This window comes from Pontibacter sp. JAM-7 (assembly GCF_048548695.2).
Taxonomy (GTDB): domain Bacteria; phylum Pseudomonadota; class Gammaproteobacteria; order Pseudomonadales; family Balneatricaceae; genus Neptuniibacter.
Map to the genome: position 1 here is coordinate 19,312 of NZ_JBLYIF020000008.1, position 26,050 is coordinate 45,361.

Annotated in this window: 24 protein-coding genes; 5 read left to right on the top strand and 19 right to left on the bottom strand. The window is 50.1% G+C overall.

The annotated features are described in order from the left end of the window. Positions 1-18: 18 nt before the first annotated feature. From ACFVYJ_RS11525 to ACFVYJ_RS11570, 10 genes are all read right to left on the bottom strand, one after another. On the bottom strand, positions 19-444 hold the full coding sequence (locus ACFVYJ_RS11525) for a ClpXP protease specificity-enhancing factor (protein WP_419414906.1): 426 nt from the start codon (positions 442-444) through the stop codon (positions 19-21). Positions 445-568: 124 nt separating this feature from the next. Further along, the gene (locus ACFVYJ_RS11530) at positions 569-1,207 is read right to left on the bottom strand and encodes a glutathione S-transferase N-terminal domain-containing protein (RefSeq protein ID WP_419414905.1); all 639 of its coding nucleotides are present in this window, start codon (positions 1,205-1,207) and stop codon (positions 569-571) included. A gap of 84 nt (positions 1,208-1,291) precedes the next feature. Then, positions 1,292-2,065 (bottom strand): cytochrome c1, encoded by a 774-nt coding sequence (locus tag ACFVYJ_RS11535; protein WP_419414904.1) that lies wholly within the window; start codon positions 2,063-2,065, stop codon positions 1,292-1,294. Continuing rightward, positions 2,065-3,312: a cytochrome b gene (locus tag ACFVYJ_RS11540; RefSeq protein WP_419414903.1), complete on the bottom strand. Its 1,248-nt coding sequence runs from the start codon at positions 3,310-3,312 to the stop codon at positions 2,065-2,067. The genes ACFVYJ_RS11535 and ACFVYJ_RS11540 overlap by 1 nt, the downstream gene beginning before the upstream one ends. Beyond that, positions 3,312-3,908, bottom strand: a complete 597-nt coding sequence (gene petA / locus ACFVYJ_RS11545) for a ubiquinol-cytochrome c reductase iron-sulfur subunit (protein ID WP_419414902.1) — start codon at positions 3,906-3,908, stop codon at positions 3,312-3,314. The genes ACFVYJ_RS11540 and petA overlap by 1 nt, the downstream gene beginning before the upstream one ends. Before the next feature lie 258 nt (positions 3,909-4,166). Beyond that, the gene (gene rpsI / locus ACFVYJ_RS11550; protein ID WP_419414901.1) at positions 4,167-4,559 is read right to left on the bottom strand and encodes a 30S ribosomal protein S9; all 393 of its coding nucleotides are present in this window, start codon (positions 4,557-4,559) and stop codon (positions 4,167-4,169) included. A 13-nt stretch (positions 4,560-4,572) separates the two neighbouring features. Next, on the bottom strand, positions 4,573-5,001 hold the full coding sequence (gene rplM, locus ACFVYJ_RS11555) for a 50S ribosomal protein L13 (protein WP_419414900.1): 429 nt from the start codon (positions 4,999-5,001) through the stop codon (positions 4,573-4,575). Positions 5,002-5,177: 176 nt separating this feature from the next. After that, a complete protein-coding gene (gene zapE / locus ACFVYJ_RS11560; RefSeq protein WP_419414899.1) occupies positions 5,178-6,287 on the bottom strand; it encodes a cell division protein ZapE in 1,110 nt (369 codons plus the stop codon). An 89-nt stretch (positions 6,288-6,376) separates the two neighbouring features. Further along, on the bottom strand, positions 6,377-7,084 hold the full coding sequence (locus ACFVYJ_RS11565; RefSeq protein ID WP_419414898.1) for an LrgB family protein: 708 nt from the start codon (positions 7,082-7,084) through the stop codon (positions 6,377-6,379). Beyond that, entirely contained in the window at positions 7,084-7,437 is a 354-nt protein-coding gene (locus tag ACFVYJ_RS11570) for a CidA/LrgA family protein (protein ID WP_419414897.1), read from the bottom strand. Before ACFVYJ_RS11570 ends, ACFVYJ_RS11565 begins: the two co-directional genes overlap by 1 nt. Before the next feature lie 211 nt (positions 7,438-7,648). Between ACFVYJ_RS11570 and galU the strand changes: the two genes are divergently transcribed. The 3 genes from galU to ACFVYJ_RS11585 are packed head-to-tail and all read left to right on the top strand — an operon-like array spanning position 7,649 to position 11,479. After that, a complete protein-coding gene (gene galU / locus ACFVYJ_RS11575; protein WP_419414896.1) occupies positions 7,649-8,536 on the top strand; it encodes a UTP--glucose-1-phosphate uridylyltransferase GalU in 888 nt (295 codons plus the stop codon). A 34-nt stretch (positions 8,537-8,570) separates the two neighbouring features. Then, positions 8,571-10,217, top strand: coding sequence for a glucose-6-phosphate isomerase (gene pgi / locus ACFVYJ_RS11580; RefSeq protein ID WP_419414895.1), 1,647 nt, complete (start codon positions 8,571-8,573; stop codon positions 10,215-10,217). Then, entirely contained in the window at positions 10,214-11,479 is a 1,266-nt protein-coding gene (locus tag ACFVYJ_RS11585; protein WP_419414894.1) for a nucleotide sugar dehydrogenase, read from the top strand. Before pgi ends, ACFVYJ_RS11585 begins: the two co-directional genes overlap by 4 nt. 48 nt (positions 11,480-11,527) lie before the next feature. Here ACFVYJ_RS11585 and aceF read toward each other — a convergent pair whose 3' ends face one another. The 3 genes from aceF to ACFVYJ_RS11600 all read right to left on the bottom strand — a co-directional run bounded on the left by aceF (position 11,528) and on the right by ACFVYJ_RS11600 (position 17,154). Further along, entirely contained in the window at positions 11,528-13,468 is a 1,941-nt protein-coding gene (aceF, locus tag ACFVYJ_RS11590) for a dihydrolipoyllysine-residue acetyltransferase (protein ID WP_419414893.1), read from the bottom strand. Between the two features lie 45 nt (positions 13,469-13,513). Beyond that, a complete protein-coding gene (gene aceE, locus ACFVYJ_RS11595; protein ID WP_419414892.1) occupies positions 13,514-16,171 on the bottom strand; it encodes a pyruvate dehydrogenase (acetyl-transferring), homodimeric type in 2,658 nt (885 codons plus the stop codon). A 215-nt stretch (positions 16,172-16,386) separates the two neighbouring features. After that, entirely contained in the window at positions 16,387-17,154 is a 768-nt protein-coding gene (locus tag ACFVYJ_RS11600; protein ID WP_419414891.1) for an FCD domain-containing protein, read from the bottom strand. 369 nt (positions 17,155-17,523) lie between these two features. Between ACFVYJ_RS11600 and ACFVYJ_RS11605 the strand changes: the two genes are divergently transcribed. Beyond that, entirely contained in the window at positions 17,524-20,382 is a 2,859-nt protein-coding gene (locus ACFVYJ_RS11605) for an FAD-binding and (Fe-S)-binding domain-containing protein (RefSeq protein ID WP_419414890.1), read from the top strand. A gap of 79 nt (positions 20,383-20,461) precedes the next feature. Next, positions 20,462-21,352, top strand: coding sequence for an AEC family transporter (locus ACFVYJ_RS11610; protein ID WP_419414889.1), 891 nt, complete (start codon positions 20,462-20,464; stop codon positions 21,350-21,352). A gap of 45 nt (positions 21,353-21,397) precedes the next feature. On the opposite strand, the gene ACFVYJ_RS11615 is transcribed toward ACFVYJ_RS11610, so the two are convergent. The 6 genes from ACFVYJ_RS11615 to rpsA form a co-directional block, all read right to left on the bottom strand. Beyond that, a complete protein-coding gene (locus ACFVYJ_RS11615; RefSeq protein WP_419414888.1) occupies positions 21,398-21,685 on the bottom strand; it encodes a ComEA family DNA-binding protein in 288 nt (95 codons plus the stop codon). Between the two features lie 69 nt (positions 21,686-21,754). After that, a complete protein-coding gene (gene pyrF, locus ACFVYJ_RS11620; protein ID WP_419414887.1) occupies positions 21,755-22,465 on the bottom strand; it encodes an orotidine-5'-phosphate decarboxylase in 711 nt (236 codons plus the stop codon). A 19-nt stretch (positions 22,466-22,484) separates the two neighbouring features. Next, a complete protein-coding gene (gene lapB, locus ACFVYJ_RS11625; protein ID WP_419414886.1) occupies positions 22,485-23,666 on the bottom strand; it encodes a lipopolysaccharide assembly protein LapB in 1,182 nt (393 codons plus the stop codon). 1 nt (position 23,667) lies between these two features. After that, entirely contained in the window at positions 23,668-23,973 is a 306-nt protein-coding gene (locus ACFVYJ_RS11630) for a lipopolysaccharide assembly protein LapA domain-containing protein (RefSeq protein WP_419414885.1), read from the bottom strand. 27 nt (positions 23,974-24,000) lie between these two features. After that, entirely contained in the window at positions 24,001-24,291 is a 291-nt protein-coding gene (locus tag ACFVYJ_RS11635; RefSeq protein WP_419414884.1) for an integration host factor subunit beta, read from the bottom strand. Positions 24,292-24,341: 50 nt separating this feature from the next. Beyond that, the gene (gene rpsA, locus ACFVYJ_RS11640) at positions 24,342-26,024 is read right to left on the bottom strand and encodes a 30S ribosomal protein S1 (protein ID WP_419414883.1); all 1,683 of its coding nucleotides are present in this window, start codon (positions 26,022-26,024) and stop codon (positions 24,342-24,344) included. Positions 26,025-26,050 lie beyond the last annotated feature (26 nt).

Consider the following 26,050-nt stretch of genomic DNA (forward strand, 5'->3'; position numbering starts at 1 on the left):
GAGGCATGCCTCCCTTTTTTATTTAACAACTTTCAGGGTTGGCTTCTTAGCAGGCCGGCCTGAGGTTTCTGTATTCCGTTCGCTGGCACTTGGCTCTCCGGCTACCGGCGCGGCCTGCAGGTAATATTCAGCGGCAGGCTCTTGACCAAACACCATACCCTGCCCATTTTCCCTGGCATACAATGCCAACAGGGCAGCTAAAGGCACATAGACCTGCATTGGCTGGCCTGAAAACCGGGCACTAAACTCTATTACCTGATCATCCATGATTAACCCCTGCACAGCGCCAGGTGCAATATTTAGGACAATCTGACCATTCTCGACAAATTGTCCAGGCACCTGAACACCTTCTTGCGTGGTATCAACCACGATATGCGGCGTCAAATCGCAGTCTAACAACCAGCTATACAAGGCCCTGGCAATATAAGGACGACTGGGTTTCATGATTACCTCCTCCGTGAGCTACTCACACTTTTTGTGCGCCTGCTCACTGTACAGGAACATTTACTGCCGTTACCAGCAATAAAAAAGGGATGCTTTAACATCCCTTTTTCTGCATTGCAGTGGATCAATCGTGCATTTCACGCTCAGCTTCGGACAAACTCAGCTGAAATGCCTCACGCTCAAATAAACGTTCCATGTAGCGCAGCAGTGGTTTACATGGCCCCTCTGGCAACTCGATGCCCAATACTGGCAAGCGCCATAATAACGGGGCGAGACAACAATCAACCAAGGTAAATTCTTCGCTCATGAAATAAGGTTTTTCAGCGAAAATAGGTGCCGTAGACACCAAACTATCGCGCAACTCCTTACGGGCTGCCTCAATAGCTGCTGGATCTCCGTCACGCATACCTTGCACAATGGTATCGGCCAAGTCACACCAGTCACGCTGGATACGATAGATATACAGACGACTTTCTGCACGCGCTACCGGATATACTGGCAACAACGGTGGGTGAGGAAAACGCTCATCCAGATACTCCATCATCACGTTGGGCTCAAACAGCACCAGGTCCCGATCTAACAGTGTCGGCAGACTATTATAAGGATTTACCGAAGTCAGATCCTCCGGCAGATTACTCTCATCACAGTCATATACTTCAACAGCAACACCTTTCTCAGCCAGCACGATACGTACCCGGTGGCTATATTGGTCTTCACCGTTCGAGTAGAAACACATGGAAGAACGTTTAGCGACAACACCCATTGATGAAACCCCTTCAAAGCAGATGCGCGGCCACCTAACGGGGGCCGCGCCGGAAAAATACCGTCTGATTATATCACACGTATTTTAGTGAACGTCTCTCCAGTACTCTTTCTTCAGCGCAAATGCGACAAAGAAGAACAGTACCAGGAAGATCAGCACGTAGGTGCCGATGCGATGAGAGTCCAGTTTGGACGGCTCACCGATGTAAGCCATAAAGTTAACAAGGTCATATACTACCTTATCAAACTCTTCAGGGCTCAGCTCACCGGTTCCCTTAACAATGCTGGAACAGCTATTCAACGGCAGGTTAGTCAGAGGATCAACTCCCTCACCACGCATACCATGCAACGCCATTTCCTCATGGGAACAGGTTGCAATTTGCACACCCTGTAGAGGCGCCAGCACGTTTGGCATACCTACATCCTTGAATACCGCATTGTTGACGCCCCATGGACGGCTATCATCGGCATAAAAGCTACGCAGGTAGGTGTAGATCCAATCTGGGCCGCGCAGACGCGCCTCCAGAGTCAGGTCAGGTGGAGGGTTACCAAACCACTTACCCGCGTCGCCAGCAGACATAGCAATAGTCATCTGCTCACCGACTTTCTGATCACCAAAGATCAAATGCTCTTGCACCAGTTCAGGATCCATACCCAGGTCAATAGCAGCACGCTCAAAACGCTGGTACTGAGCAGAGTGACAACCCATGCAGTAGTTAACAAAGGTTTTCATGCCGCGCTGCAATGATGCCTGGTTATGCAGATCAACATCCATGTGGTCCAGGTGACCAGAACCACCAGCGGCATTAGCTGTAAGAGGCAGCACCGCCATTACTAATGTGATTAAAAACTTTTTCATCAGCCTGTAACCCTTTCTGGAACTGGTTTAGTACTTTCCATTTTGGTGTAGAACGGCATAGCAAAGAAGTACAAGAAATAAAGCGCAGTACAGATCTGGGCAACAACTGTGCGTCCTGGGCTAGATGCCACAACACCAAGGTAACCCAAAATCACAAAGCTAATGCAGAAGATTACCAACATAATCTTACTCGCCATACCCTTGTAACGGATCGACTTAACCGGACTACGATCGAGCCAAGGCAGCACAAACAGAATGGCAATTGCACCACCCATGACAACCACACCCGGGAACTGAGAACCCAAGATCGGCGGAATTGCACGCAGCATGGCGTAGAAAGGCGTGAAGTACCAGACAGGCGCAATATGTGCTGGCGTTTTCAGCGGGTTAGCCGGTTCAAAGTTTGGTGCTTCAATCAGATAACCACCGCCTTCAGGGAAGAAGAAAATGATTGCACTAAAGACAAACAGGAAGACCACAACGCCAACAATATCTTTGACTGTGTAGTACGGGTGGAATGGGATACCATCCAGCGGCACGCCGTTCTCATCTTTCTTCTCTTTGATCTCAACACCGTCAGGGTTATTAGAACCCACTTCATGCAGCGCAATAATGTGCAGAACCACCAAGGCCAGCAGCACGATCGGCAGCGCAATAACGTGCAGGGAGAAGAAACGGTTCAGGGTAATACCAGAAATCAGGTAATCACCACGAATCCACTCAGCCAGATCAGGACCGATCACCGGTACCGCAGAGAACAGGGATACAATTACCTGAGCACCCCAATAAGACATCTGACCCCAAGGCAGCAGGTAACCCATAAAGGCTTCTGCCATCAGTGCCAGATAGATGGTCATACCAAACAGCCATACCAGCTCACGCGGTTTGCGGTACGAGCCATACATCATGCCACGCAGCATGTGCAGATAAACCACAGCAAAGAAGGCAGAGGCGCCGGTGGAGTGCATGTAACGCAACAGCCAGCCATATTCCACATCACGCATGATGTATTCGATAGATGCAAACGCACCTTCTGCTGACGGGTTGTAAGACATGGTCAGCCAGATACCAGTCAGAATCTGGTTAACCAGCACCAATAGCGCCAGGGAACCAAAGAAATACCAAAAGTTGAAGTTCTTTGGTGCGTAGTATTTAGACAGGTGATCTTCCCACATGGCAGTCGCCGGGAAGCGATCATCAATCCAGCCCATCAGGCCAGGGTTGCCTTTATTCCGAGTACCAGCCATTACGCAACCTCCTGATCTACACCAACAATGATCACGTTATCACTTTCATAGTGATGCGGTGGAATCACCAGGTTACTTGGGGCCGGGGAACCATTCATTACACGACCAGATAAATCAAAGCGAGAACCATGGCACGGGCAGTAATAACCACCAACCCAGTCATCACCAAGATCAGCAGGTGCCAATTCTGGACGATGCGTCGGAGAACAACCCAGATGCGTACAAATACCTACCAAGACAGTAATATCGTCACGTATAGAACGGGCAGGTGTTTGTGGAATATATTCAGGCTGCTGTGCTAAATTTTCAGAATTCGGATCTTGTAGATTTGATAGTTTAGCCAAGTTTGCCAAAGTTTCTTCGCTACGACGAAGAACCCACACCGGCTTACCACGCCAACTGACCACCATCTGCTGACCCGCTTCTAATTTACTAATATCCACCTTGACAGGTGCACCGGCAGTTCTTGCCTTAGCACTCGGCGCCCAGGAAGCCACGAATGGGACAGCCACTCCTACAGCACCCACCGCACCTACTGCGGAAGTTGCGCCGATAAGGAGACGGCGCCGCCCCTTGTTCACGCCATCATTGCTCATTAAATATTTCTCCCCTCAATCGACCTTATTGTCGCCCGAACCCTGCCGGACCCATTTTGGCCGCTAAGAATTTAAAAGCCCGAAATCACGTCTCTTCAAAATGGCCCAAATAGTAATGAAAATACCCATGCGTTACAAGGTGAATTACGCCCAAAAGCCCCTGTCTTAGGCCAAAGTATTGACGCAACGCAGTAGATAAAAAAAAGCCCGTCCGCATGCGGACAGGCTTCTTGAAACGTTGGACCGAAGTCTTCCAGCTTAACGCTTGGAGAACTGAGGACGCTTACGCGCTTTACGCAGACCGACTTTCTTACGCTCAACCATACGAGCGTCACGGGTAACGTAGCCAGCTTCACGCAGAGCTGGGCGCAGAGTTTCATCATATTCCATCAGGGCACGAGTGATACCGTGACGGATCGCACCTGCCTGACCAAAACCACCACCGCCTTTAACGGTAACGAACACGTCAAAGCTCTCTGTGTTGTTGGTCAGTTCCAATGGCTGACGTACGATCATACGTGCAGTCTCACGACCGAAGTATTCTTCGATAGTGCGGTCATTAATAGTGATAGTGCCAGTGCCTGGACGCAGGAAAACTCGTGCAGTAGAAGTTTTACGACGACCTGTACCGTAATACTGTGTAGTAGACATAATCAACTTCCCCTTAGATAGTCAGTTCTTTAGGCTGCTGAGCCTGGTGCGGATGTTCAGCACCGGCGTACACTTTCAACTTGGCGTACATAGCACGACCCAGAGGGCCTTTTGGCAGCATGCCTTTAACAGCCAGCTCGATAGTGCGCTCAGGGAAAGTCTCTACCATCTTTTCGAAAGAGGCTTCTTTCAAACCACCTGGAAAGCCAGTGTGGTGATAGTAAATTTTATCTTTACGCTTGTTACCGGTAACGCCTACTTTTTCAGCGTTGACTACAACAATGTAATCACCAGTATCCACGTGAGGAGTGTATTCAGGCTTATGCTTGCCACGCAGACGGCGGGCAATTTCAGTAGCCAGACGACCCAGAGTTTTACCCTCTGCGTCAACAACGTACCAGTCGCGTTTTACTTCGGCTGGCTTAGCGACGAATGTTTTCATCTCTGTTACCTGTTTCTCTCAGACCTAGCTCAGCAACAGCTCAACCGGCCTGGCTTATAATTATTTGTTGTCAGTCAAGCCGACAACGCATTCATTACCCTCAAACTTAACGGGAAATTTGAGGAGGCGAGATTCTACAGCCGATCACTATAGAACTCAATAAAAAATATCAGGCTTTATGCTCGGTGTTCGCGCGCCAGATATTCATGCGACTGCATCTCGAGCAGGCGGCTTTTGGTGCGCTCTATTTCAAACTCCAACCGCCCTTCTGAATAGATCTCGTGGATCGGTTTTTCAGCACTCAAAATCAGCTTAACGCCACTGTCATAGAACTCATCAACCATATTAATAAAACGCCGCGCGGCATCATCATTACTGCGGCCAAGCGGTGGCACATTACTGACCAGCACCGCATGAAAGATTTTCGCCAGCTCAATATAATCGTTCTGGGATCGCGGACCTTCGCAGATCTCTTTAAAATCAAACCACACCACATCTTCACAGCAACGCCGGCTGCGCATAATACGGCCATTGATATCCAGCTCTTCAGCTATGACCAGCTCCTGCAGATCCGGTGCCAGGCTTTCAAAACTTTCCCGCAGACTGTCGTCAGCCTTATCATCCAGCGGACTGTGGTATAACTCGGCTTGCTGCAAGGCTCGCAACCGGTAATCCACACCACCATCCACATTCACCACTTCGGTATACTGGTTCAGCAGGTCAATTGCTGGCAGAAAACGCGCACGTTGCAGACCGTTCTTATATAAACCATCCGGCACAATATTGGATGTCGCCACCAGGGAAACACCATTACGGAACAGCTCCTGCAGTAGACCGCCCAGAATCATGGCATCGGTGATATCAGTGACAAAAAATTCATCAAAACAGATGATGCGGGTTTCTGCCGCATACTTTTTACCAATTTCCACCAGAGGATTTGGTGTACCACCCAGAGCTTTCAGCTCCTGATGCACTCGCTGCATAAAACGATGAAAGTGCGTACGCGTCTTCTGTTCAAAGGGCAGACTGTCGAAGAAGGTATCCATTAGGTAAGTTTTGCCGCGCCCTACACCACCCCAGAAATACAAGCCCTGAAGTGGTTCAACCGGCTCTGGCTTTTTCAACTTACCTGTCAGACGTTTCAAAAGACCACCCTCAGGAGCCGCAGGCCGGGCCGTCAGGTCATCATATAAACGCTGCAAATGTTTAACAGCCATCTCCTGAGCGGGGTCATAGGAAAAATCATCCCGCGTGAGATCCTGCTTATAGCGTTCCAGTGGAGTCATGATTTTCGAACTTAAAAGTGGTGAATTTTCAGCCAGCGCGAACTTTACCGGCGCTATCGCAATTTAGCAACTGCAACATAAGGATGAGGCTAAAGCCCCAGGAGAACAACCAAAAAAGGCAAAAAGAAAGCCGTAAAGGCACCAGTCATAGCCATCGCCAGCCCGGCAAAGGCACCCGCCATCACGCCATATTCGAAGGCAAAAGCGGTACCCATGGCATGCCCACCAACCCCCAGAGCAAAGCCTTTCACTGCTGGATTATCAACCTTCAACAAGCGATACACCCAGGGAGCAAACAGGCAAGCAAGCGCTCCGGTAATCAATACTAGACCCGCAGCCAGTGAACCGTAACCGCCCAGCTTTTCCGCAACTGCGATAGCAATGGGTGAAGTGACAGATTTCGGCGCCAAGGAGAGCAACATCTCTCGCTCCAGCCCCAAAATCATGCCGACCAGTAAAACCGAAACGGCCGCCAGAACAGCACCCGACAAACAGCCGATCAACAGCGGTAACCAGATGCGTCTGATCATCGCCCGGTTATCATAGAGCGGCACTGCCAATGCGACCACTGCGGGACCCAGCAAAAAATGAATATATTGGCCACCCAACATATAAGTCCGATAACCAGTGCCTGACGCTATCAGCAGCAGAATAATCAAGCTTAGAGAAACCAGCACTGGATGCAGGAATGGGCTTCTACCCGCTTTGGCGTTTACCCAACTCGCCAGCAAAAAGACGATAAGCGTGACCACCAGCCAAAGAGCCGGTAACGGCTGAACGGCACTCCAGTCCAGCATCAGTTTTGCTGCTCTTCATCATTTGGCATCATCTTTTTCAGCACCGCAGCCACAAGCAACAAAGTAATAAACGTACTGACCGACAAAGCAATCAACAGCTCTGCCCATGCCTCTGCCAGCAGATCAAGATACTGCATGATACCCACCCCAGCCGGCACCAATAACAGCGGCAACACTCTTAACAGGCCGTTACTGACCAGGCGCAGTCCTTCCGGCACGTCTTGCACCAACAGCAGGCCAACAAACAACAGCACCATACCCACGACAGAACCGGGGATGGGCACATCAAGCCACCGCACCAACAACTCTCCGGCCAACTGAAAACCCAATAATATTAAAAAACCAATTGCCATCTGCTTTTCCACCCTGCACGCAGAGAAACACCACGAGCCACATTGCCGTTCGAGTTTACCAGCATGAAAGCCAGAACCCACTGCCAACAACCAATAAACATCTTTATTTAGAGCATGATAAGATGAGAACCTGCCATTGTGCACAGCAATATCCAAGCATAATTCAAGGCCTTTACCATGAGCCTTGCCAGAAGCTTTCAGAGGGAAACGTATGCAAAAAATCACCAAAGCGATCATTCCTGTCGCCGGTCTGGGCACCCGTGTATTACCTGCCAGCAAATCGATCCCAAAAGAGATGCTGCCCGTCGTCGATAAGCCTGTTATTCAATATGTTATAGAAGAAGCGATCAGCGCCGGTATTAAAGAGATCATTCTGGTGACCCGCTCAGGCAAAGCCAGTATAGAAGACCACTTTGACTGCCACTATGAGCTGGAATCTGAACTGGCCCGCAAAGGCAAAACTGCAGCACTGGCTCAGGTGCAAGATATTCTACCCTCCGATGTCAGCCTTACTGCCGTCAGACAGCACCAGGCACTGGGGTTAGGACATGCGGTGCTATGTGCAGAATCACAAATTGGCGATCAGGATTTTGCCGTATTACTGCCGGATATGCTGATTCATTCTGCAGCCCAAGATCAATGCGACCTAGCGGATATGGTAGCAGCCTATGAGCAGTCAGGGGTTGGCCAGATCATGGTCGAACCGGTGCCAGAGCATCAAGTTGATCGCTACGGTATTGTCGACTGCGCTGGCGTAACAGTGGCGGCAGGTAGCGCCGCAGATATTATCCGGATGGTTGAAAAACCGAGCATTGAAGAAGCCCCCTCTAATCTCAGCATTAACGGTCGGTACCTACTGCCGGGCAGCATCATGCAGCTGTTGAAAACCACCGCCCCCGGCGCTGGTGGAGAGATCCAACTGACTGATGCCTTAGCGGCTTATCTGGAGCAAGGCAGGCTACAAGCTTTCAATATGCGCGGCAAAACTTACGACTGCGGCAATAAGGCGGGTTACCTAGAAGCTAATGTAGTATATGGTTTGCAACACCCCGAAACAGCAGGTGCGCTGAAAGCCTTTCTGCAGACATTGACCCTTTAGCGCTACGCTATACTACCAGTCAAGAAGCTGAACGATGCCGATAAGATCTTCAAATGACTCCTGGAAGGCTCTGGACAAACATGCCACTGACCTTTCAGAACAACATATACGGGACTTGTTTACCGCAGACACTCACCGTTTCGACAGCCTGACATTCAGAGCAGACCAGGTGTTACTCGACCTGTCTAAACAACGCATTACCGACCACACACTTGCTCTGCTCGATAATCTGGCTACATCTGCCGGACTGGCTGCCTGGATTGAAGATTTGTTTACCGGTCAACCAGTTAACAGTTCAGAGCAACGCCCTGCCCTACATACTGCATTAAGGGCACCGCGCCTACCCAGTCTTGAACTGAATGGTCAGGACATCATGGCCTCAGTCCATGACAACCTCGACCAGATGGACCGTATTGTCCGGCGCATTCACCAAGGTCAGTGGCGGGGTTTTACCGGCCACTCCATCAACACCATCGTCAATATAGGCGTTGGCGGGTCTGATCTAGGCCCACTGATGACATGCAAAGCGCTAGCGGAATGCCAGAACAGTGCAGCAAACCCGGTGCAAGTTCACTTCGTTTCATCCATGGATGGCAGCCAGCTGTCCGAGCTGCTTAGCCAGCTCAACCCGGCCCGCACACTGTTTATTCTGGCATCCAAGTCTTTCACCACCATCGATACGCTAGCCAATGCCGCTACGGCGAGGGAATGGCTAAGAAAATCAGGCCACACCACCACAGACGACATGCTAACCGCGCGGCATTTTATCGCGGTAACAGCGAACACCGAAAAAGCCAGCGAATGGGGCATACCAGAAAGCAACCAACTCGAATTTTGGGACTGGACGGGGGGGCGCTACTCGATGTGGTCTGCAATCGGCCTGCCCATCGCACTAAAACTCGGCATGCATGGTTTCAAGGAGCTGCTGGCAGGTGCCAATGCAATGGATATCCACTTCAGAAGCACACCTTTTATCAACAATCTGCCGGTTTTGATGGCATTGATCGATATCTGGAATATTAACTTCCTTGGCATCCATGCCCATGCGATTCTGCCTTATGACGGTCGACTCGGTCATCTGCCCGCTTACCTTGAACAGCTGGAGATGGAAAGCAACGGCAAGTCTGTAACACGATCAGGCGAGATAGCTGACTTTCATACCTGCCCCATCCTGTGGGGCGAGGTAGGCACCAATGCCCAGCATGCGTTCTACCAGCTACTACACCAGGGCACCGAAGCCGTTATGTGCGACTTCATTGTTGCAGCCCGGCGCTATCACCAATCAGGTAATGATGAGCTGCAGCATCAGCACCGGCTTAACCTGGCAAACTGCCTGGCTCAATCGAGGCTGCTGGCACTGGGGGACTCGATCCTGGAAAATGCCGAAGCCGAACCACCCCACAAACGCTATCGCGGCAACCAGCCCTGTACCACAGTGGTGCTTGATGAGCTGACACCCTTCAGCCTGGGCCAGTTAATTGCTATGTACGAGCACAAAGTATTTGTACAAGCAGTGATATGGGATATCAACCCGTTCGACCAGTGGGGGGTAGAACTAGGTAAAAAGGTCGCTACCAGTCTACTTGGGTCCCTTGAATCGCCGAGCGAAACCAATAATTTTGATCTTTCAACCAACGGACTACTGGCTGAAATCAGCGCCAGACAGAAAACACCATCATGAAAATTACGGTATGGGGAAATCAACTTTTTGCCTGGGTCGCTGCCGCCGCGCTCGCGGAAAACGGCAATCATGTGTTTCTGGTTAGCGGCGACACCCAGGATACTCTGGATGCACTGCTAGCCCGCTCACGCAGCGAACCAGGACTGTCCGATCTACTGCAGCAATGTTTTGACTCCGGGCGACTCGAACTAATGACCGAACCTGCCGGTTTACACAACCCGCTGCATCTGTTGGCACTCAACCCCGATCAATTTGATACAGCAAACCGGTTAGTTACCGCCTTAGCGCAGCAACACCAACAAGAATTACTGATCATAAATCAGTCTAATTTTGGGGTTGGCAGCAGTGACAAACTACAGGAATCACTTGATAAAGAAAAAAACCAGCTAGTCGCATATCTACCAGATATGCTGGCCGAAGGCACGGCACTCAGAAATTACAAACTACCAGAAACACTTATTATTGGTTGCGACGATGAGTGGGGGCAACTGACCCTGAAAGCACTCATGCGCCCATTCAGCAAAAACCTCAAACAGTGGATGGTCATGTCTGCCCGCGAGGCCGAGTTCACCAAATTTGCCAACACCGGCATGCTGGCACTGCGCCTGGGGTATATCAACGAATTAGCCAACCTTGCTGACAAATTAGGCGTGGACATTGAAGCCATTCGCGATGCTCTGATCGCAGATCCCCGCATTGGCCCGCACTACCTGCATCCGGGCTGCGGTTTTGGTGGCCTCAACTTCCAGCAATATATTGAAGCACTGGCAGAACTGATGTTGGAAAGCCGCAGCTCCAAGCTACTGGAAACCGTACTGTCGGAAAACGAGAAACAAAAAGAGCTACCGTTTCGCAAACTATGGCGTCACTATAACTGTGACCTGGCAGGCAAAACCATCAGCATCTGGGGACTGTCGTACAAACCCGGAACCGCCAGCATAGACCATGCACCCAGCCTGAAGATCATCGAAACCCTGCTTTCACAGGGTTGCCAAATACGCGCGCACGATCCTAAAGCCATACCACTTATTCGCGCGTATTTTGCAGATGCAGACAACCTGACGCTCTGCGATAACAGCTATGATGCTTTGGAACAGAGCGATGCACTACTGCTGCTGACTGAGTGGCCGGAATACAGCTCTCCTCTATATGAAGAGATGCATAGCCGCATGCATCAGCCATTGATTATTGATGGCCGCAACCTTCTGGATAAGGCGTTAACACAAAGCCTGGGTTTCACCTATTACGGCATTGGCAGATAAAAAAAAGCGCCCCAAAAGGGGCGCTGGATTTATGCTGTAGCCATTTTGTCAGAGCGTAAGCCTACGGATATCACTCAACAGGCCATTCAAGTAAGTCAGGAATCGCCCAGCATCACTGCCATTAATGGCACGATGATCATAGGACAGACACAGCGGCAACATCAGGCGCGGTTCGAACTCCTTTCCGTTCCAACGCGGCTCAATGTCCGCTTTGGAAATACCCAGAATTGCCACTTCCGGTGCATTAACAATGGGTGTAAATCCGGTACCACCGATGCCACCCAGACTGGAAATCGTAAAGCAGGCACCCTGCATCTCATTCGGCTTCAGCTTGCGGTCTTTTGCTTTACCCGCCAGCTCGACGGCTTCCTGAGATAATTGGTAAATACTCTTCTGGTCGGCATCCTTAATCACAGGCACCATCAAACCATTCGGCGTATCCACCGCCAAGCCAATATTCACATATTTCTTAAAGACAATATGTTCACCATCTGCATGCAGAGAAGCATTAAATTTAGGATGATTTTTCAGCGCCAGTGCCGCAGCTTTAATCATGAATGGCAGCGGAGTCAGTTTCACTCCTGATTTAGCAGCCTCATCCTTCATCTCCTTACGGAAAGCTTCCAGTTCAGTAATATCGGCTTTGTCAAACTGAGTGACATGTGGAATATTCAGCCAGCAACGAGACATATTGTCGCGAGTTAGCTTGTGAATCTTCGACATTTTCTCCAGCTCGACATCGCCGAACTGACTGAAATCTACTTCAGGAATCGGCGGAATACCGCTGCCGGACGCCACCGCAGCTGCCGGCTTGTCCTTCAGTGTCTTCAGGGTAGATTTAACATAAGCCTGCACATCTTCTTTCAAAATTCGGTTACGCGGGCCCGTACCAGTCACCAGACCCAAGTCGACACCAAATTCACGCGCCACTGCACGAACAGCAGGACCGGCATGTACCGATTTGTTTTTCTGTTCCAGCGCTGCCCTATCAACTTTACTGCTCGCAGCAGGTGCTTTCGCAGGGGTCGCTGCAGCAGGCGCTGGTGCAGGAACTGCAGGCGCAGCTGACTGAGACTGTGCAGTCGAAGCCGGAGCGCCACCTGCAACGTCTAGCTCCAGCAGGAGGTCACCTTCGTTTACAGTATCGCCTTCTTTGATTTTCATGGCGACAATAACGCCCGCCTGAGTTGCTGGCACCTCCATAGAGGCCTTGTCTGTCTCAAGCACGATCAGGCCATCACCTTCAGCAACGCTATCTCCCTCTTTAACCAGCACTTCTACCACATCTACGTCAGCAGCACCGGATAGGTCAGGAATCATCACCGATGCCTTACCCCCGCCAGTTGCCGGAGCCGCCGTTACAGATGCCGGCACTGCAGCTGACGCGGATGTAGACTCAGCGGCTGCAGGTGCCGCAGCTCCCGCTACGGTAAGCTCCAGCAACAAGTCACCTTCATTCACTTGAGCACCTTCCTTGATTTTCATCGAGGCAACGACACCAGATTTCGGTGCAGGCACTTCCATAGAAGCCTTATCGGTTTCCAGCACGACAAGACTGTCCCCCTCGCTGACACTGTCTCCGTCCTTCACCAGAACCTCAACAACATCAACATCAGTCGCACCAGACAGATCAGGAATTAACACATTTTCAGTGCCACCAGCAGCAGGGGCCGCCGCCACTGGTGCAGGTGCAGCCGCTGCCGCGGCGGGAACAGGCTCAGGGGCAACACTTACCGCTGGCGCCGATGCCGCACCGGCTTCCAGTTCCAGCATCAGATCACCTTCATTGACCTGGTCACCCTCTTTAATTTTCATGGAAACCACAGTACCGCCCTTTGTTGCAGGCACCTCCATAGAGGCTTTATCGGTTTCCAATACAAGCAGGCTATCGCCTTCGTTTACGGTATCGCCGTCTTTGACCAACACCTCGACAACATCAACATCAGTTGCGCCGGACAGGTCAGGAATATTCATTGTGATAATGCTCACGTTCAATCCTCCAGATTCATTAGCCAGTTGAAGTCCAACGCAGACTTAAACAGTCCACGGTGCCGGTTTATCCGGATTCAGGTTGAACTTCTGCATGGCTTTGGCAACAACCGAAGCCTCTAACTTGCCTTCTTCCTGGAGGGCCTTGAGGGCGGCAACCACTACATAGTAACGGTCCACCTCAAAGAATCCGCGCAGTTTAGCGCGAGTATCAGAACGGCCAAAACCGTCAGTACCCAGTACCTTGAAGCGGTGCGGGATGTACTCACGGAGCTGATCCGCATACAGGCGAACATAATCGGTAGAAGCGATCACCGGCCCCTGACGATCTTCCAAGCAGGTGGTGATATAGGCTTTTTTCGGTTCTGCCTCTGGGTTCAGCATATTCCAACGCTCTGCCGACTGAGCATCACGACGCAGTTCGTTAATAGAGGTGGTGCTCCATATATCGGCCTCTACCCCAAACTCGTCCCGCAACAGATCCGCAGCGGCCTCCACTTCTCGCAGAATCGTACCGCAGCCCATCAACTGGACACGCATGTCACCGGCCTTACCTTCACGCAGCAAATACATACCTTTGATGATGCCCTCTTCAGCACCTGCAGGCATTTCCGGGTGATGGTAATTCTCATTCATCGTAGTGATGTAGTAGAAGCAGTTTTCCTGGTCCTGATACATCCGGCGCAGGCCATCCTGGACTATCACTGCCAGCTCATAACCGTAAGTCGGATCATAAGTAATACAATTTGGAATCATCTGCGCCAACAGGTGACTGTGGCCATCCTGGTGCTGCAGACCTTCACCGTTAAGCGTAGTTCGGCCTGAGGTTGCACCAATCAGGAAGCCCCGCGCCTGCATATCACCCGCGGCCCAGGTCAGGTCCATTACCCGTTGGAAACCGAACATAGAGTAGAAGATATAGAATGGCACCATGGTGCAGTTATTGTTGGCATAGGACGTTGCCGCTGCCAACCAGGCAGAAAACGCCCCCGATTCATTGATGCCCTCTTCCAGAATCTGGCCGGTTTTAGACTCTTTGTAGTACATGATCTGATCAGAGTCATGCGGCACATACTTCTGCCCTTCAGAGGTATAAATACCCAACTGCCGAAACATACCTTCCATACCAAAGGTACGCGCCTCATCGGGCACAATGGGCACCACACGCTCACCCATATTTTTGTCTTTTACCAAGGTGCTCATCACCCGGTTCAGCACCATCTGGGTCGATGCGGTACGCTTGCCACTGTCTTTCAACTGACTAGCAAAATCATCCAGCCCTGGCACTTCCAGCTTTTCAAATTCAGTCCGGCGCACCGGATAAAAACCGCCCAATTTTTCGCGCCGTTCAAACATATACTTCATTTCCGGCGAGTCTGGCGTCGGACGATAATATGGCACCGCTTTTAACTGGTCATCATGCAAAGGAATATTAAAACGATCACGAAAATCGACCAGGTCATCCAAAGCCACTTTTTTCATCGAGTGGGTATCGTTTTTTGCCTCGCCGGACTTACCAGTACCGTAACCTTTTACGGTCTGAGCAAGAATCACCGTCGGCTGACCTTTATGGGTGACCGCCTCATGGTAAGCAGCATAGACTTTATAAGGGTCATGACCACCTCGATTGAGGTTCATGATTTCGGTATCACTCATATCCTTGACCATCTCGAGCAGCTCAGGATATTTACCGAAGAAGTGTTCGCGAGTGTAAGCACCGCCGTTGGCTTTATAGTTCTGCAATTCACCATCACAGACTTCATCCATGCGTTTCTGCAACAAACCTTTTTCGTCACGCTCGAACAGCGGATCCCAATGGCGACCCCATAGGCATTTAATGACATTCCAGCCGGCACCACGGAACATGCCTTCCAGCTCCTGCACGATCTTACCGTTACCACGAACAGGACCATCCAGACGCTGTAGGTTACAGTTAATCACAAAGATCAGATTTTCAAGCTGCTCGCGACCCGCCAGAGAGACAGCACCCAGAGTTTCCGGCTCATCACACTCACCATCGCCGATAAAGCACCAGACTTTACGGTCCCCACGATTAATCAGGCTGCGTGCGGAAAGGTAGCGCATGACATGCGCCTGATAGATGGCCTGAATCGGCCCCAGACCCATGGACACGGTTGGAAATTGCCAAAAATCAGGCATCAACCAGGGGTGCGGATAAGAAGACAGACCATTACCATCGACTTCACGACGGAAATTATCCAACTGCTCTTCAGTCAAGCGGCCTTCAAGGTAGGCACGGGCATAAATCCCAGGGGAGATATGACCCTGAAAGAACACCATATCCGCATCCTGCTCACCCTCATTACCGCGAAAGAAGTAATTAAAACCAATATCATAGAGTGTTGCTGAGGATGAAAATGAGGATATATGGCCACCCAGGCCGTCATCATTGTCATTGGCCCGCATCACCATTGCCATAGCATTCCAGCGAATAAATGAACGAATACGGCGCTCCATAAACAAGTCGCCCGGCATTCGCACTTCATCTTTAACACTGATGGTGTTGCGGTATGGAGACGACATTGCTTCACAACTGTCGACGCCCAAGTCTGATGCTTTACGCCCCAACTGACTCAACAGATAGCGCGCACGATCATCGCCTTCATTTTTTGCTACGGATTCCAGGGCATCCAACCACTCACTGGTTTCTACCGGATCGATATCATCAATCAAATCTTGCACTTTACTATCTCCACTCTGAAGTTAACGCGGCCTTGGCAAACCTTTGAGAACCGTCTGACCGGTGGACATAACCGGCGTAAATCAGCAGTTCCCGAGATGTTTTTAGTTGTAATGTAGTAATACTACAAAAAATTATATTAAAGGTCTAGCAAGCAGATATATCTTTGGTATAACGAAAGGAAATAGTCTTATTTTGTAGTTTTAGTACAAACCAATTAATGATCAGCTTGTAAATTAGATCGCCGCAAGGCACGTTCCAAACGGGTATTTTCCCTTTCGCCTTCCAGGAGCGCTTCTTCAACATACGCCAGATGATCATATGCCGCCTGCCGTGCGCGTTCAGGCTCCCCTTCGAGAATAGCACCCATCAACAGTTTGTGCTGAGCATGAATCTTTTCCCGATGCGCCTGGCGCGGGTAAACATACTTCAGGTTATCCCACACATGCTCCCTAAGCAGACTCAGCAGGGCACGCATCATATGTAATAAAACCATGTTGTGTGTGGCTGATGCGATAGCAAGATGAAATGCCACATCCGCCTCAACCTCTTTCTCTATCTCACTCTGCTCATGACATTTCTGCAATTCAGCATAACAGTCACGAATTGCTGCTTTGTCTGCTGCGGTTCCGCGCATAGCCGCATAGTAAGCAGAAACCCCTTCCAGCGCATGACGAAACTCTAACAAGTCATAGCGAGCCTCGGGATGACGTCGAAATAGATCAAGTAACGGATCCGATAGCGAGCTACCAATATCATGAGTCACAAAGTTGCCACCGCCTTGACGACTTTCGAGCAAACCTTTCGCCACCAGCTTCTGAATGGCTTCTCGAATAGACGGTCGGGACACTTCAAACCTCACCGCCAACTCGCGCTCAGCCGGTAGCCGATCGCCAGGCATAAACACACCCTCCAGCACCATCTCCTCAATCTGCTGCGCAATTACATCCGATAATTTCTGCTGACGCACACGCTTATAAGTCATTAAAAATCGCCCTCAATATATTGGTAATACCAATAATGCGCAAAAAGCCCTCTTTTAATCAAGGCAAAATAACATTGAAGTTTTTAAGCATGAATAAAAGATGCATTAAATTAAAGTGACATAAAAAGCATGAGACAAAAAAGGCATTGACCGAACTGAGCAAAAAAAATACAGTAACTTAATTCATGATGGTAAATTGGTAATACCAGTTTTAAATTACTACCACTATTGTCCTTGCGCCTAGAGTGATGCACTTAGGTTCAGGCACGCTACACTCCATATGCGACCCGCCGACAGTACCAGCCTGTATTGTTCCAGGCAGTACCAAAGCCAATTGACGTGGGCACACACCAGAGGCCTTTGAGATTAATGAACACCAGTCACGCGCACTTTCTGACTTCAATACAAGCATTTATCCCTGAGCAGCGAATTTTCACTGACCCTCTGCACACACTGGCCTATGGAACAGATGCCAGCTTTTACAGATTAATCCCCAAGATAGTAGTACGCATTGAATCTGAACCTGAAATTATTCAAATACTGCAGGCAGCTCAGTACTATCAGATACCGGTTACCTTTCGAGCCGCAGGCACCAGCTTATCCGGACAGGCGATTACCGACTCAGTCCTGATCCAACTAGGAGATGGCTGGAAAGGCCACAGCATTGCATCAGACGCCAACAGCATCACTCTACAACCCGGTGTAATTGGTGCGCATGCCAACAAATACCTGGCCCCCTTTAATAAAAAAATCGGCCCCGACCCGGCATCGATAAACACCGCCAAAATTGGTGGTATTGCCGCCAATAACGCCAGCGGAATGTGCTGTGGTACGGCGCAGAACAGCTACCGAACCCTGCGTAATATGCGTGTAGTTTTAGCCGACGGTACGGTACTGGACACCGCTGACCTGGCAAGCATTACCGCGTTTAAAAAGTCCCATGCGAAGCTGCTACAAGGACTGTTGTCATTAGCAGAGAACACCTGCGACAACACCGAATTGCGGCAAAAAATCGAACACAAATACCGCCTTAAAAATACCACCGGTTATGCCTTGAACGCCCTAATCGATTACCAGGATCCAATCGACATTCTGCAACACCTGATGATTGGCTCTGAAGGCACCCTTGGATTCATCTCCAGCATTACTTACAACACGGTGGATGAACATCCACATAAGGCCTCTGCTCTGATCTTTTTTGATAAAGTACACACCAGCTGCGAAGCCGTCAGTTTATTAAAGACAACACCCGTAGCGGCCGTGGAATTGATCGACCGGGCCGGCCTGAGAGCGGTAGAAGACAAACCTGGCATGCCCGGCTTTATGAAACAACTGCCTGATGATGCCGCAGCCATTCTAGTAGAAACCCGAGCCCCAAATGCAGCGCAACTGGAAAATCAGGTTGCCGAAATCTGCAATACATTAAGTGGACTGACTACCTCGCAACCGATTGAGTTTTCCACTGACCCTGAAGTTAATGCCCGCTATTGGGGTGTTCGCAAGGGCCTGTTCCCCGCTGTGGGTGCCATAAGAGACACAGGCACCACTGTCATTATTGAAGACGTGGCATTTCCCGTTGAGCAGTTAGCTAAAGCCGTTCATGAACTACAGGAGCTGTTTCGTAAATGGCACTATGACGAAGCCCTGATCTTTGGCCATGCGCTTGAGGGCAACCTGCATTTTGTTTTCACCCAGGCATTTGACACCCAAGCCGAAATCGATCGTTATCAGGGGCTGATGGATGATGTCGCTGCACTGGTCGTGGGTCGCTACAACGGCTCCCTGAAAGCTGAGCACGGCACAGGACGTAACATGGCACCCTATGTTGAGCTGGAATGGGGCAGTGATGCCTATGAATTGATGTGGCAGCTGAAAGCGTTGTTTGATCCAAATAACATTCTAAGTCCGGGCGTCATACTCAACCGTGACAATCAGGTGCACCTGAAAAACCTGAAACCGATGCCCGCAGCTGACCCATTGGTAGACAAATGTATTGAATGTGGGTTTTGCGAGCCGACCTGCCCCTCAAGAGATATCACGCTTACCCCACGGCAACGAATTGTACTCTGGCGTGAAATTTCGCGTTTGGAACACACCGGCAACAACCCACAGCAACTTGCACTGCTGCGCAAAGAATATAAGTACCAGGGCGATGAAACCTGCGCCGCCTGCGGGCTGTGCTCTACCACCTGCCCTGTTGGTATTAACACTGGCGACCTGACCCGCAATATTCGCAGTCAAGATAATCAAAACATGACAGGACTCGCCGACTGGCTGGCCAGCCACTATGCCGGTGTCACTCGTACCAGCCGTTTTCTATTCCGCATAGCTGATCTTAGTCACAGGTTATTGGGACGCCGTATCATGTCCGGCCTGACCCATAGCCTGCGACGCATAAGCGGCAATCGTCTACAACAATGGACGCCCGCCATGCCAACAGCGGCCAAAAAACTACCTCAAATCAACGCAAACTCAGAAGCAGAGAAGCCTCGCGTGGTTTACCTACCTAGCTGCGCAAGCCGCACCATGGGTCCGGCAAGAGGCAGCAAGGAGCAGGCATCACTTGCCGAGGTCACCATCGCTATTCTTCAGCAGGCAGGCTTTGAAGTTATTATTCCAAGCCCACTGGAAAGTCAGTGTTGCGGCATGCCGTTCCAGTCCAAAGGCATGTTTAGCGCAGCCAACAAGAAAAGCCAGGAAACAGAAGACCTATTATTGGCTTATACAGAAGGCGGCAAGATTCCCGTCTACTCCGATACCAGTCCCTGCAGCTTGCGCTTGCAACAGCAGCTGGCAAGCCAGTTTCATATCTTTGATTCGGTCGATTTTATTGATCAGTTCGTATTACCCAAGCTAACACTTAAAGCACTGCCAGAAACCGTAGCTATTCATATCACCTGCAGTTCTACCCGCATGGGTCATGCGACAACACTCGAGCGCATTGCCCGCCACTGCGCCCAAAAGGTGGTCATTCCAGATCAGATTACCTGCTGCGGCTTTGCCGGCGATAAAGGCTTTAGCACTCCGGAACTGAATGCTTCAGCCCTGCGCACGTTAAAATCCTCGGTACAGCATTGCGATGCGGGGTATTCTTCAAGCCGTACCTGTGAAATAGGCCTGACACACCACAGCGGTTTGGATTACCAAGGTATTGTGTATCTACTGCATCGGTGTATCGAAGCCAATTCCGGCCAACAGGTGCTCCTCTCGACAGCAGAGCAAAGCTAACGCTATGCGGGCACGTTTCTGACAAAACTTCTACCGCTGTATATATGGCATTTACCGTTGCCAAGTAAATGGGTGTGATATGGAAGCAACAACGTTATTACTGGAGAAAATTTTCCTCACGGTCTTCCCTCTCGTGGCTATAGTCACCCTGGGTTATATCTACGCACGCCAATGCAAACCCGATATCTCCATTGCTAACAAAATGAACATGGATGTTTTCACTCCGGCGCTGATTTTTTCAGTGTTATCGGCGGAATCATTTGATTTAGTGCGCTATCAATCTTTAGCGATTGGTGCGCTGATAGTGGTTCTCGGCTCAGGCATCCTGCTGTATCCAACCTGCAAACTACTAAAGGTGCACCCGAAAACATTTTTGCCACCGATGATGTTCAGCAACAGCGGTAACCTGGGCATTCCACTGATTGTACTCGCGTTTGGCGAAGCGGCATTACCCGCCGCTGTAGTGCTGTTTCTGGTAGAAAACCTGCTGCATTTCACAGTGGGGATCTATATTCTGGATCACCGCACACGCCCGATGACGCTATTGAAAATGCCAATGATCCTAGCAACTATCATTGGCCTGATCTGGAGTGGACTGGATCTGACACTACCCGCTGCGATGCAAACCGGTATTGATATGCTGGGGCAAATCGCCATTCCACTGATGCTATTTGCTCTGGGTATTCGGATGCTTAGCGTCGATCTTTCCAACTGGCGAGTCGGCAGCATCGGTGCCTTATTATGCCCTCTCAGTGGCATTCCATTAGCTTTACTGGCACAGCAATTTCTACAACTGGATCACACTCAATTCGGCTATCTGCTGTTATTTGGCGCACTGCCTCCCGCCGTGCTCAATTACATGCTAGCTGAGCGCTACAATCAGGAACCCCAACAGGTGGCATCAATTGTTCTATTAGGCAACATTGGCAGCCTGGCAATTATTCCGTTGATACTGGCATTTATTCTTTAAAAAGCGGCTTCCGCGGGGACACGGTCGCCGCCGGGGTCGAACTACCTACTCTACAGAGCCAGATGACTGCACCAGCAGATCCGCTCGGTTTTTCTCAAGGGTAGCGTTGCCAATACCTTTAACCTCCAACAACTGCTCCACACTCGTGAAAGGGCCATTTTGGTTACGGTAAGCGACAATCGCTTTCGCCTTGGCAGGCCCAATACCCTGTAGCGATGCCAAGGTTGCGACATCCGCTGTATTCAGGTTTACGGGTTCAGCAAAGGAAAGCGAAGGGAGGGAAAGGCTGCAGACAAACACCAGCAACAGCGCACGAAAAGTTCGCATGAACATAATCTAGCTCCTTGTTTAGTTACACTGTCGATCCATGACAGTGCTTCTTGGTATAGACCGAAGTCAGATTTAAATCAAATCATTCAGTTCCTCACCGATTGACTGCAAAGCCTCATCCGGTGAATCTGCTTGGGTAATTGGACGGCCTATAACCAGGTAATCACTGCCCTTACGCACCGCCTCAGCGGGCGTCATGATTCGCTTTTGATCACCGACAGCGGCAAACGCAGGCCGAATCCCGGGCGTAACCAGTTTAAAATCAGCAGAGAGAACGTCCCTTAAAGGCGTGACTTCCTGTGCCGAACAGACAACACCGTCAAGTCCACAAGACTCTGTAAGCTGCGCCAGACGCAACACCTGCTCGAGCGGATCAATGTCCAGGCCTATATCTGCCAGATCAGACCGTTCCATGCTGGTCAGCACAGTCACTCCAATCAACAGTGTATTGGCCGCAGCTACCTGAGCCAATTCATTAGCTGCCATTTCCATCATACGACGACCACCGCAGGCATGGACATTCACCATCCATACACCCAGTTCAGCCGCTGCCCTTACCGCCTTTGCCGTGGTATTTGGAATATCGTGAAATTTCAGATCAAGAAATACATCAAAGCCACGCGCCTGCAGGGCTTCCACAATAGACGGTCCACAGCGGGTAAACAGCTCTTTACCTACTTTAACCCGACAACGTTGCGGATCGAGCCTGGCAGCCATAGACAGTGCGTCAGCCGCGGTTGAATAATCAAGGGCAACAATAATGCGTCGGGAGTCTTGCGTCATATCGGTTCTCTGAGCTGAATTATTCGCCTTCCAGACCCTGGATCGGCTTAGTCGTACCCCATTGCTTACAGCTTGGGCAGTGCCACAACAGCGTCCGGCCAGAAAAACCGCAACTATTACAGCGATACACCGGCTTGGATGCTTCCAACTGACCTGTCAGGCTACGTAATACCTGCAAACTGTCTTGGGCACTTTCGGAGCCATATTCTATATGAAGATCAATCAGACGGTTAAACCCTTTTATTGAAGGACGGCGCTTCAGTTCTTCCGTGATGAAAGCTCCTGCAGCATAAGAGCCTTGTTCCTGATGGATCATCTCTGCCAGCTCAACCATCACCGTTGTTGATGGTGCCTGCCCCAACAAAACTTTGAGGTAGTTCACATATTCCGCCAACTGTCCCTGCTCGGTATAACACTGACGCAACAGAGGGATCACCTCAGAAACAAACAGCTTATCGTATTGCGGAATCTGTTTAAGGTGGCGTATCGCTTGTTTCCACTGCCCCATGGACATGGCAATACGTGCATTCATCAATCCCATTCGCACCTTGGCACCATCAAAGGCATCGGCTTTTTTCAGATACTGAGTTGCTTGCTGATACTGTTTACGCTGCAGCGCCTGTTCCGCCAGTTCACAGCAATAATGCGCCAACTCATTAGCCAGCTTTCGACGCTCGTCCACTGACAGCTTTTCAGCCGTTTCCAACGCCTCCTGCCACTCGCTCTCTTTCTCATACAAGCGAATAAGCAGTGATAATGCATTATGGCGTGTAGATTTGGTTGTTTGTGCCTTGATGATTTCCTGCAACAGATTTTCAGCCCGGTCCAGCAAACCCACCGCGTAATAGTCACGGGATAGCGCCATCTGCACCCGCATGAAATCAGTTCGATTCAGGTCAGGCCGGGCTAACAGGTTCTGGTGAATCTGGATCGCACGCTCGACATCACCCTTACGGCGGAACAGTTTCGCCAAGGCCAGATGAGCCGGGATAGTGTCGGAATTGATTTCCAACGCACGGATGAAGCTTTCAATGGCCTGATCAACATTTTCGTTTAGCAGATAGTCGAGGCCATTGAAATACTCTGCGCTCAGAGTATGTGCCGGGCGGCGTTTAACAGACCATCCCTGCTGTTTTTTTCCCAACCACCAGCCTATGGCGATGGCAACAAACAGTGGGACAATAAAGAGGTATTCAGCCACCTCAGACGGCATCTTTCAGGGCAGAAACCCGAAGCTGATCAAGTTCCTGCTGGGTATGATTCAAGCGGCGGCGAACTGAACCAAGACGGGTACGCAAGGCGATAATGGTCAGGCCACTGAGAATAGCCCCCAAAAAACCACCGACCACAAAGGACGCAATCAACCAAAGCGACAGGCTTGCTTCAGGCAATTGGAAGAACAGCAGATCAACTACCACTCGCTCAGTGTTATTAACGGTAAACAAAATGCCCGCTAACACCACACACAAACCAAGCAGTACCACTAACAGAGTTTTTAACCAACGCACAAAAAATCACCTCGAAAGTGATAATAATCAAGAGGCAATAGAATCATTTACCTGCTCGCGCAGTTCCTTGCCCGGTTTAAAGTGGGGAACATATTTAGAATCAAGCGAAACGGATTCTCCGGTTTTTGGGTTACGCCCTACACGCGGTGCCCGATAATGCAGAGAAAAACTACCAAATCCCCGAATCTCAATTCTGTCACCCTGAGAAAGGGATTCGGTCATATGATCGAGCATGGTCTTTACAGCCAATTCAATATCTTTAACCGAAAGCTGGTTATGACGATCAACCAGTACCTCGATCAACTCAGATTTTGTCATTGCGCGTCCCCTCAAATTCGCCAGCCGGCCAATAAACGTAAAGCAATCCGTCAGGATTCACCTTTTTTTAACTGCTCTTTAATCAGATCACCAATGGTTGTAGGACCATCCGCCTCCGGCGCATTCTGGCTAATCTGCTGCATTGCTTGTTTTTCCCGCAGCATATCAAGCTGTTTCACCGATAACAGGATTTGACGGTTACGCCGATCCACATTGATGATTTTACTTTCCAGCACCTCGCCCTCATGGAACAGGCTATGTAACGTATCCGTGTGTTCACGGGCCGCTTCGCCAATCCGCAAGGTACCCTCAACCCCCTCAGCTAAGGCGACTTGCAGCGTTTTATCAGTAACAGATGTAATGTTCCCTGTCACCACAGCGCCTTTCTGATTGACGGCGGTATAGGCGGCAAATGGGTCCTGATCAAGCTGTTTCAATCCCAGCGCAACCCGCTCCCGTTCGGTATCAATCGACAGAATAACTGCAGTCAATTCATCGCCTTTCTTATACTGCTTAACGGCCTCTTCCCCACTATCTTCCCAAGACAAGTCAGACATATGAATCAGGCCATCAATATTATGATCCAAGCCGATAAACACACCAAAATCAGTTATCGATTTCACCATACCGGTGATTTGATCACCCTGTTTATAGCTACTGGAAAAAGCTTCCCACGGATTTGGCAGACATTGCTTTATGCCCAGAGATATGCGGCGACGTTCCTGATCAATATCCAGTAACATTACCTCAATTTCCTGCCCTACCTGAACCACCTTGGAGGGATGAATATTGCGGTTAGTCCAATCCATTTCTGACACATGAATCAAACCTTCAATGCCATTTTCTATTTCCGCAAAACATCCATAATCCGTCAGGTTGGTAACACGCGCTTTCGCCCGGCCACCGACATGATAATTTTTGATCAGTGTATCCCACGGATCCTCGGATAACTGTTTAAGGCCAAGGGATACCCGGTTGCGCTCTTTATCGAAGCGCAGCACTTTAACATCAACCTCTTGACCAATCGCCAAGACTTCACTGGGATGCTTGACGCGTTTCCAGGCAATATCGGTAATGTGCAACAGACCATCAACCCCGCCCAAATCAATAAACGCGCCATAATCGGTAAGGTTTTTCACCAAACCTTTTACCACCACACCCTCTTCAAGATTAGCAAGCAGCTTAGCACGTTCCTCACTGTAGGCGGCTTCCAGCACCGCGCGACGAGACACCACGATGTTATTGCGGCGGCTATCCAGTTTAACCAGTTTAAATTCCAGCGTTTGCTGCTCAAGATGCGAAGTGTCGTGCAAGGGTCGAATGTCAACCAGGGAGCCTGGCAAAAAAGCATTAATAGAATTGACGTTCACAGTGAAACCGCCGCGCACACGACCGGTTATTTGGCCTTCAACTACCTGATCTTTCTCGTATGCCTGCTCAAGTTCCTGCCAAGCTTCGGCACGTTTGGCTTTTTCGCGAGATAACTGAGTGGCCCCAAAACCATCTTCGACCGACTCCAGCGCGACTTTCACCTCGTCGCCTATAGCGACGCTGAGCTTGCCCTGGTCATCGAAAAACTGACTGCGTGGGATAAATCCTTCAGATTTGAGTCCAGCATGTACCGTTACAAAATCACCATCAATAGCGACGACCGTACCCGTAACAATAGCACCTGGTGCCATATCCAGCTGTTGAAGACTTTCTTCAAACAAATCAGCAAAGCTTTCGCTCATGACAGCTCAATCCCGCAAAAGTTGAG

Excerpts from the sequence above, each read along its gene's own strand:
- ACFVYJ_RS11535 (WP_419414904.1), bottom strand. The coding sequence starts at position 2,065 with ATGAAAAAGTTTTTAATCACATTAGTAATGGCGGTGCTGCCTCTTACA.
- petA (WP_419414902.1), bottom strand. The coding sequence starts at position 3,908 with ATGAGCAATGATGGCGTGAACAAGGGGCGGCGCCGTCTCCTTATCGGC.
- pyrF (WP_419414887.1), bottom strand. The coding sequence starts at position 22,465 with ATGACGCAAGACTCCCGACGCATTATTGTTGCCCTTGATTATTCAACC.
- ACFVYJ_RS11525 (WP_419414906.1), bottom strand. The coding sequence starts at position 444 with ATGAAACCCAGTCGTCCTTATATTGCCAGGGCCTTGTATAGCTGGTTG.
- ACFVYJ_RS11565 (WP_419414898.1), bottom strand. The coding sequence starts at position 7,084 with ATGCTGGACTGGAGTGCCGTTCAGCCGTTACCGGCTCTTTGGCTGGTG.
- rpsI (WP_419414901.1), bottom strand. The coding sequence starts at position 4,559 with ATGTCTACTACACAGTATTACGGTACAGGTCGTCGTAAAACTTCTACT.
- ACFVYJ_RS11570 (WP_419414897.1), bottom strand. The coding sequence starts at position 7,437 with ATGGCAATTGGTTTTTTAATATTATTGGGTTTTCAGTTGGCCGGAGAG.
- ACFVYJ_RS11605 (WP_419414890.1), top strand. The coding sequence starts at position 17,524 with ATGAACACCAGTCACGCGCACTTTCTGACTTCAATACAAGCATTTATC.
- ACFVYJ_RS11530 (WP_419414905.1), bottom strand. The coding sequence starts at position 1,207 with ATGGGTGTTGTCGCTAAACGTTCTTCCATGTGTTTCTACTCGAACGGT.
- ACFVYJ_RS11610 (WP_419414889.1), top strand. The coding sequence starts at position 20,462 with ATGGAAGCAACAACGTTATTACTGGAGAAAATTTTCCTCACGGTCTTC.
- ACFVYJ_RS11585 (WP_419414894.1), top strand. The coding sequence starts at position 10,214 with ATGAAAATTACGGTATGGGGAAATCAACTTTTTGCCTGGGTCGCTGCC.
- ACFVYJ_RS11615 (WP_419414888.1), bottom strand. The coding sequence starts at position 21,685 with ATGTTCATGCGAACTTTTCGTGCGCTGTTGCTGGTGTTTGTCTGCAGC.
- zapE (WP_419414899.1), bottom strand. The coding sequence starts at position 6,287 with ATGACTCCACTGGAACGCTATAAGCAGGATCTCACGCGGGATGATTTT.
- ACFVYJ_RS11635 (WP_419414884.1), bottom strand. The coding sequence starts at position 24,291 with ATGACAAAATCTGAGTTGATCGAGGTACTGGTTGATCGTCATAACCAG.
- rplM (WP_419414900.1), bottom strand. The coding sequence starts at position 5,001 with ATGAAAACATTCGTCGCTAAGCCAGCCGAAGTAAAACGCGACTGGTAC.
- galU (WP_419414896.1), top strand. The coding sequence starts at position 7,649 with ATGCAAAAAATCACCAAAGCGATCATTCCTGTCGCCGGTCTGGGCACC.
- ACFVYJ_RS11600 (WP_419414891.1), bottom strand. The coding sequence starts at position 17,154 with ATGACTTATAAGCGTGTGCGTCAGCAGAAATTATCGGATGTAATTGCG.
- ACFVYJ_RS11540 (WP_419414903.1), bottom strand. The coding sequence starts at position 3,312 with ATGGCTGGTACTCGGAATAAAGGCAACCCTGGCCTGATGGGCTGGATT.
- pgi (WP_419414895.1), top strand. The coding sequence starts at position 8,571 with ATGCCGATAAGATCTTCAAATGACTCCTGGAAGGCTCTGGACAAACAT.
- rpsA (WP_419414883.1), bottom strand. The coding sequence starts at position 26,024 with ATGAGCGAAAGCTTTGCTGATTTGTTTGAAGAAAGTCTTCAACAGCTG.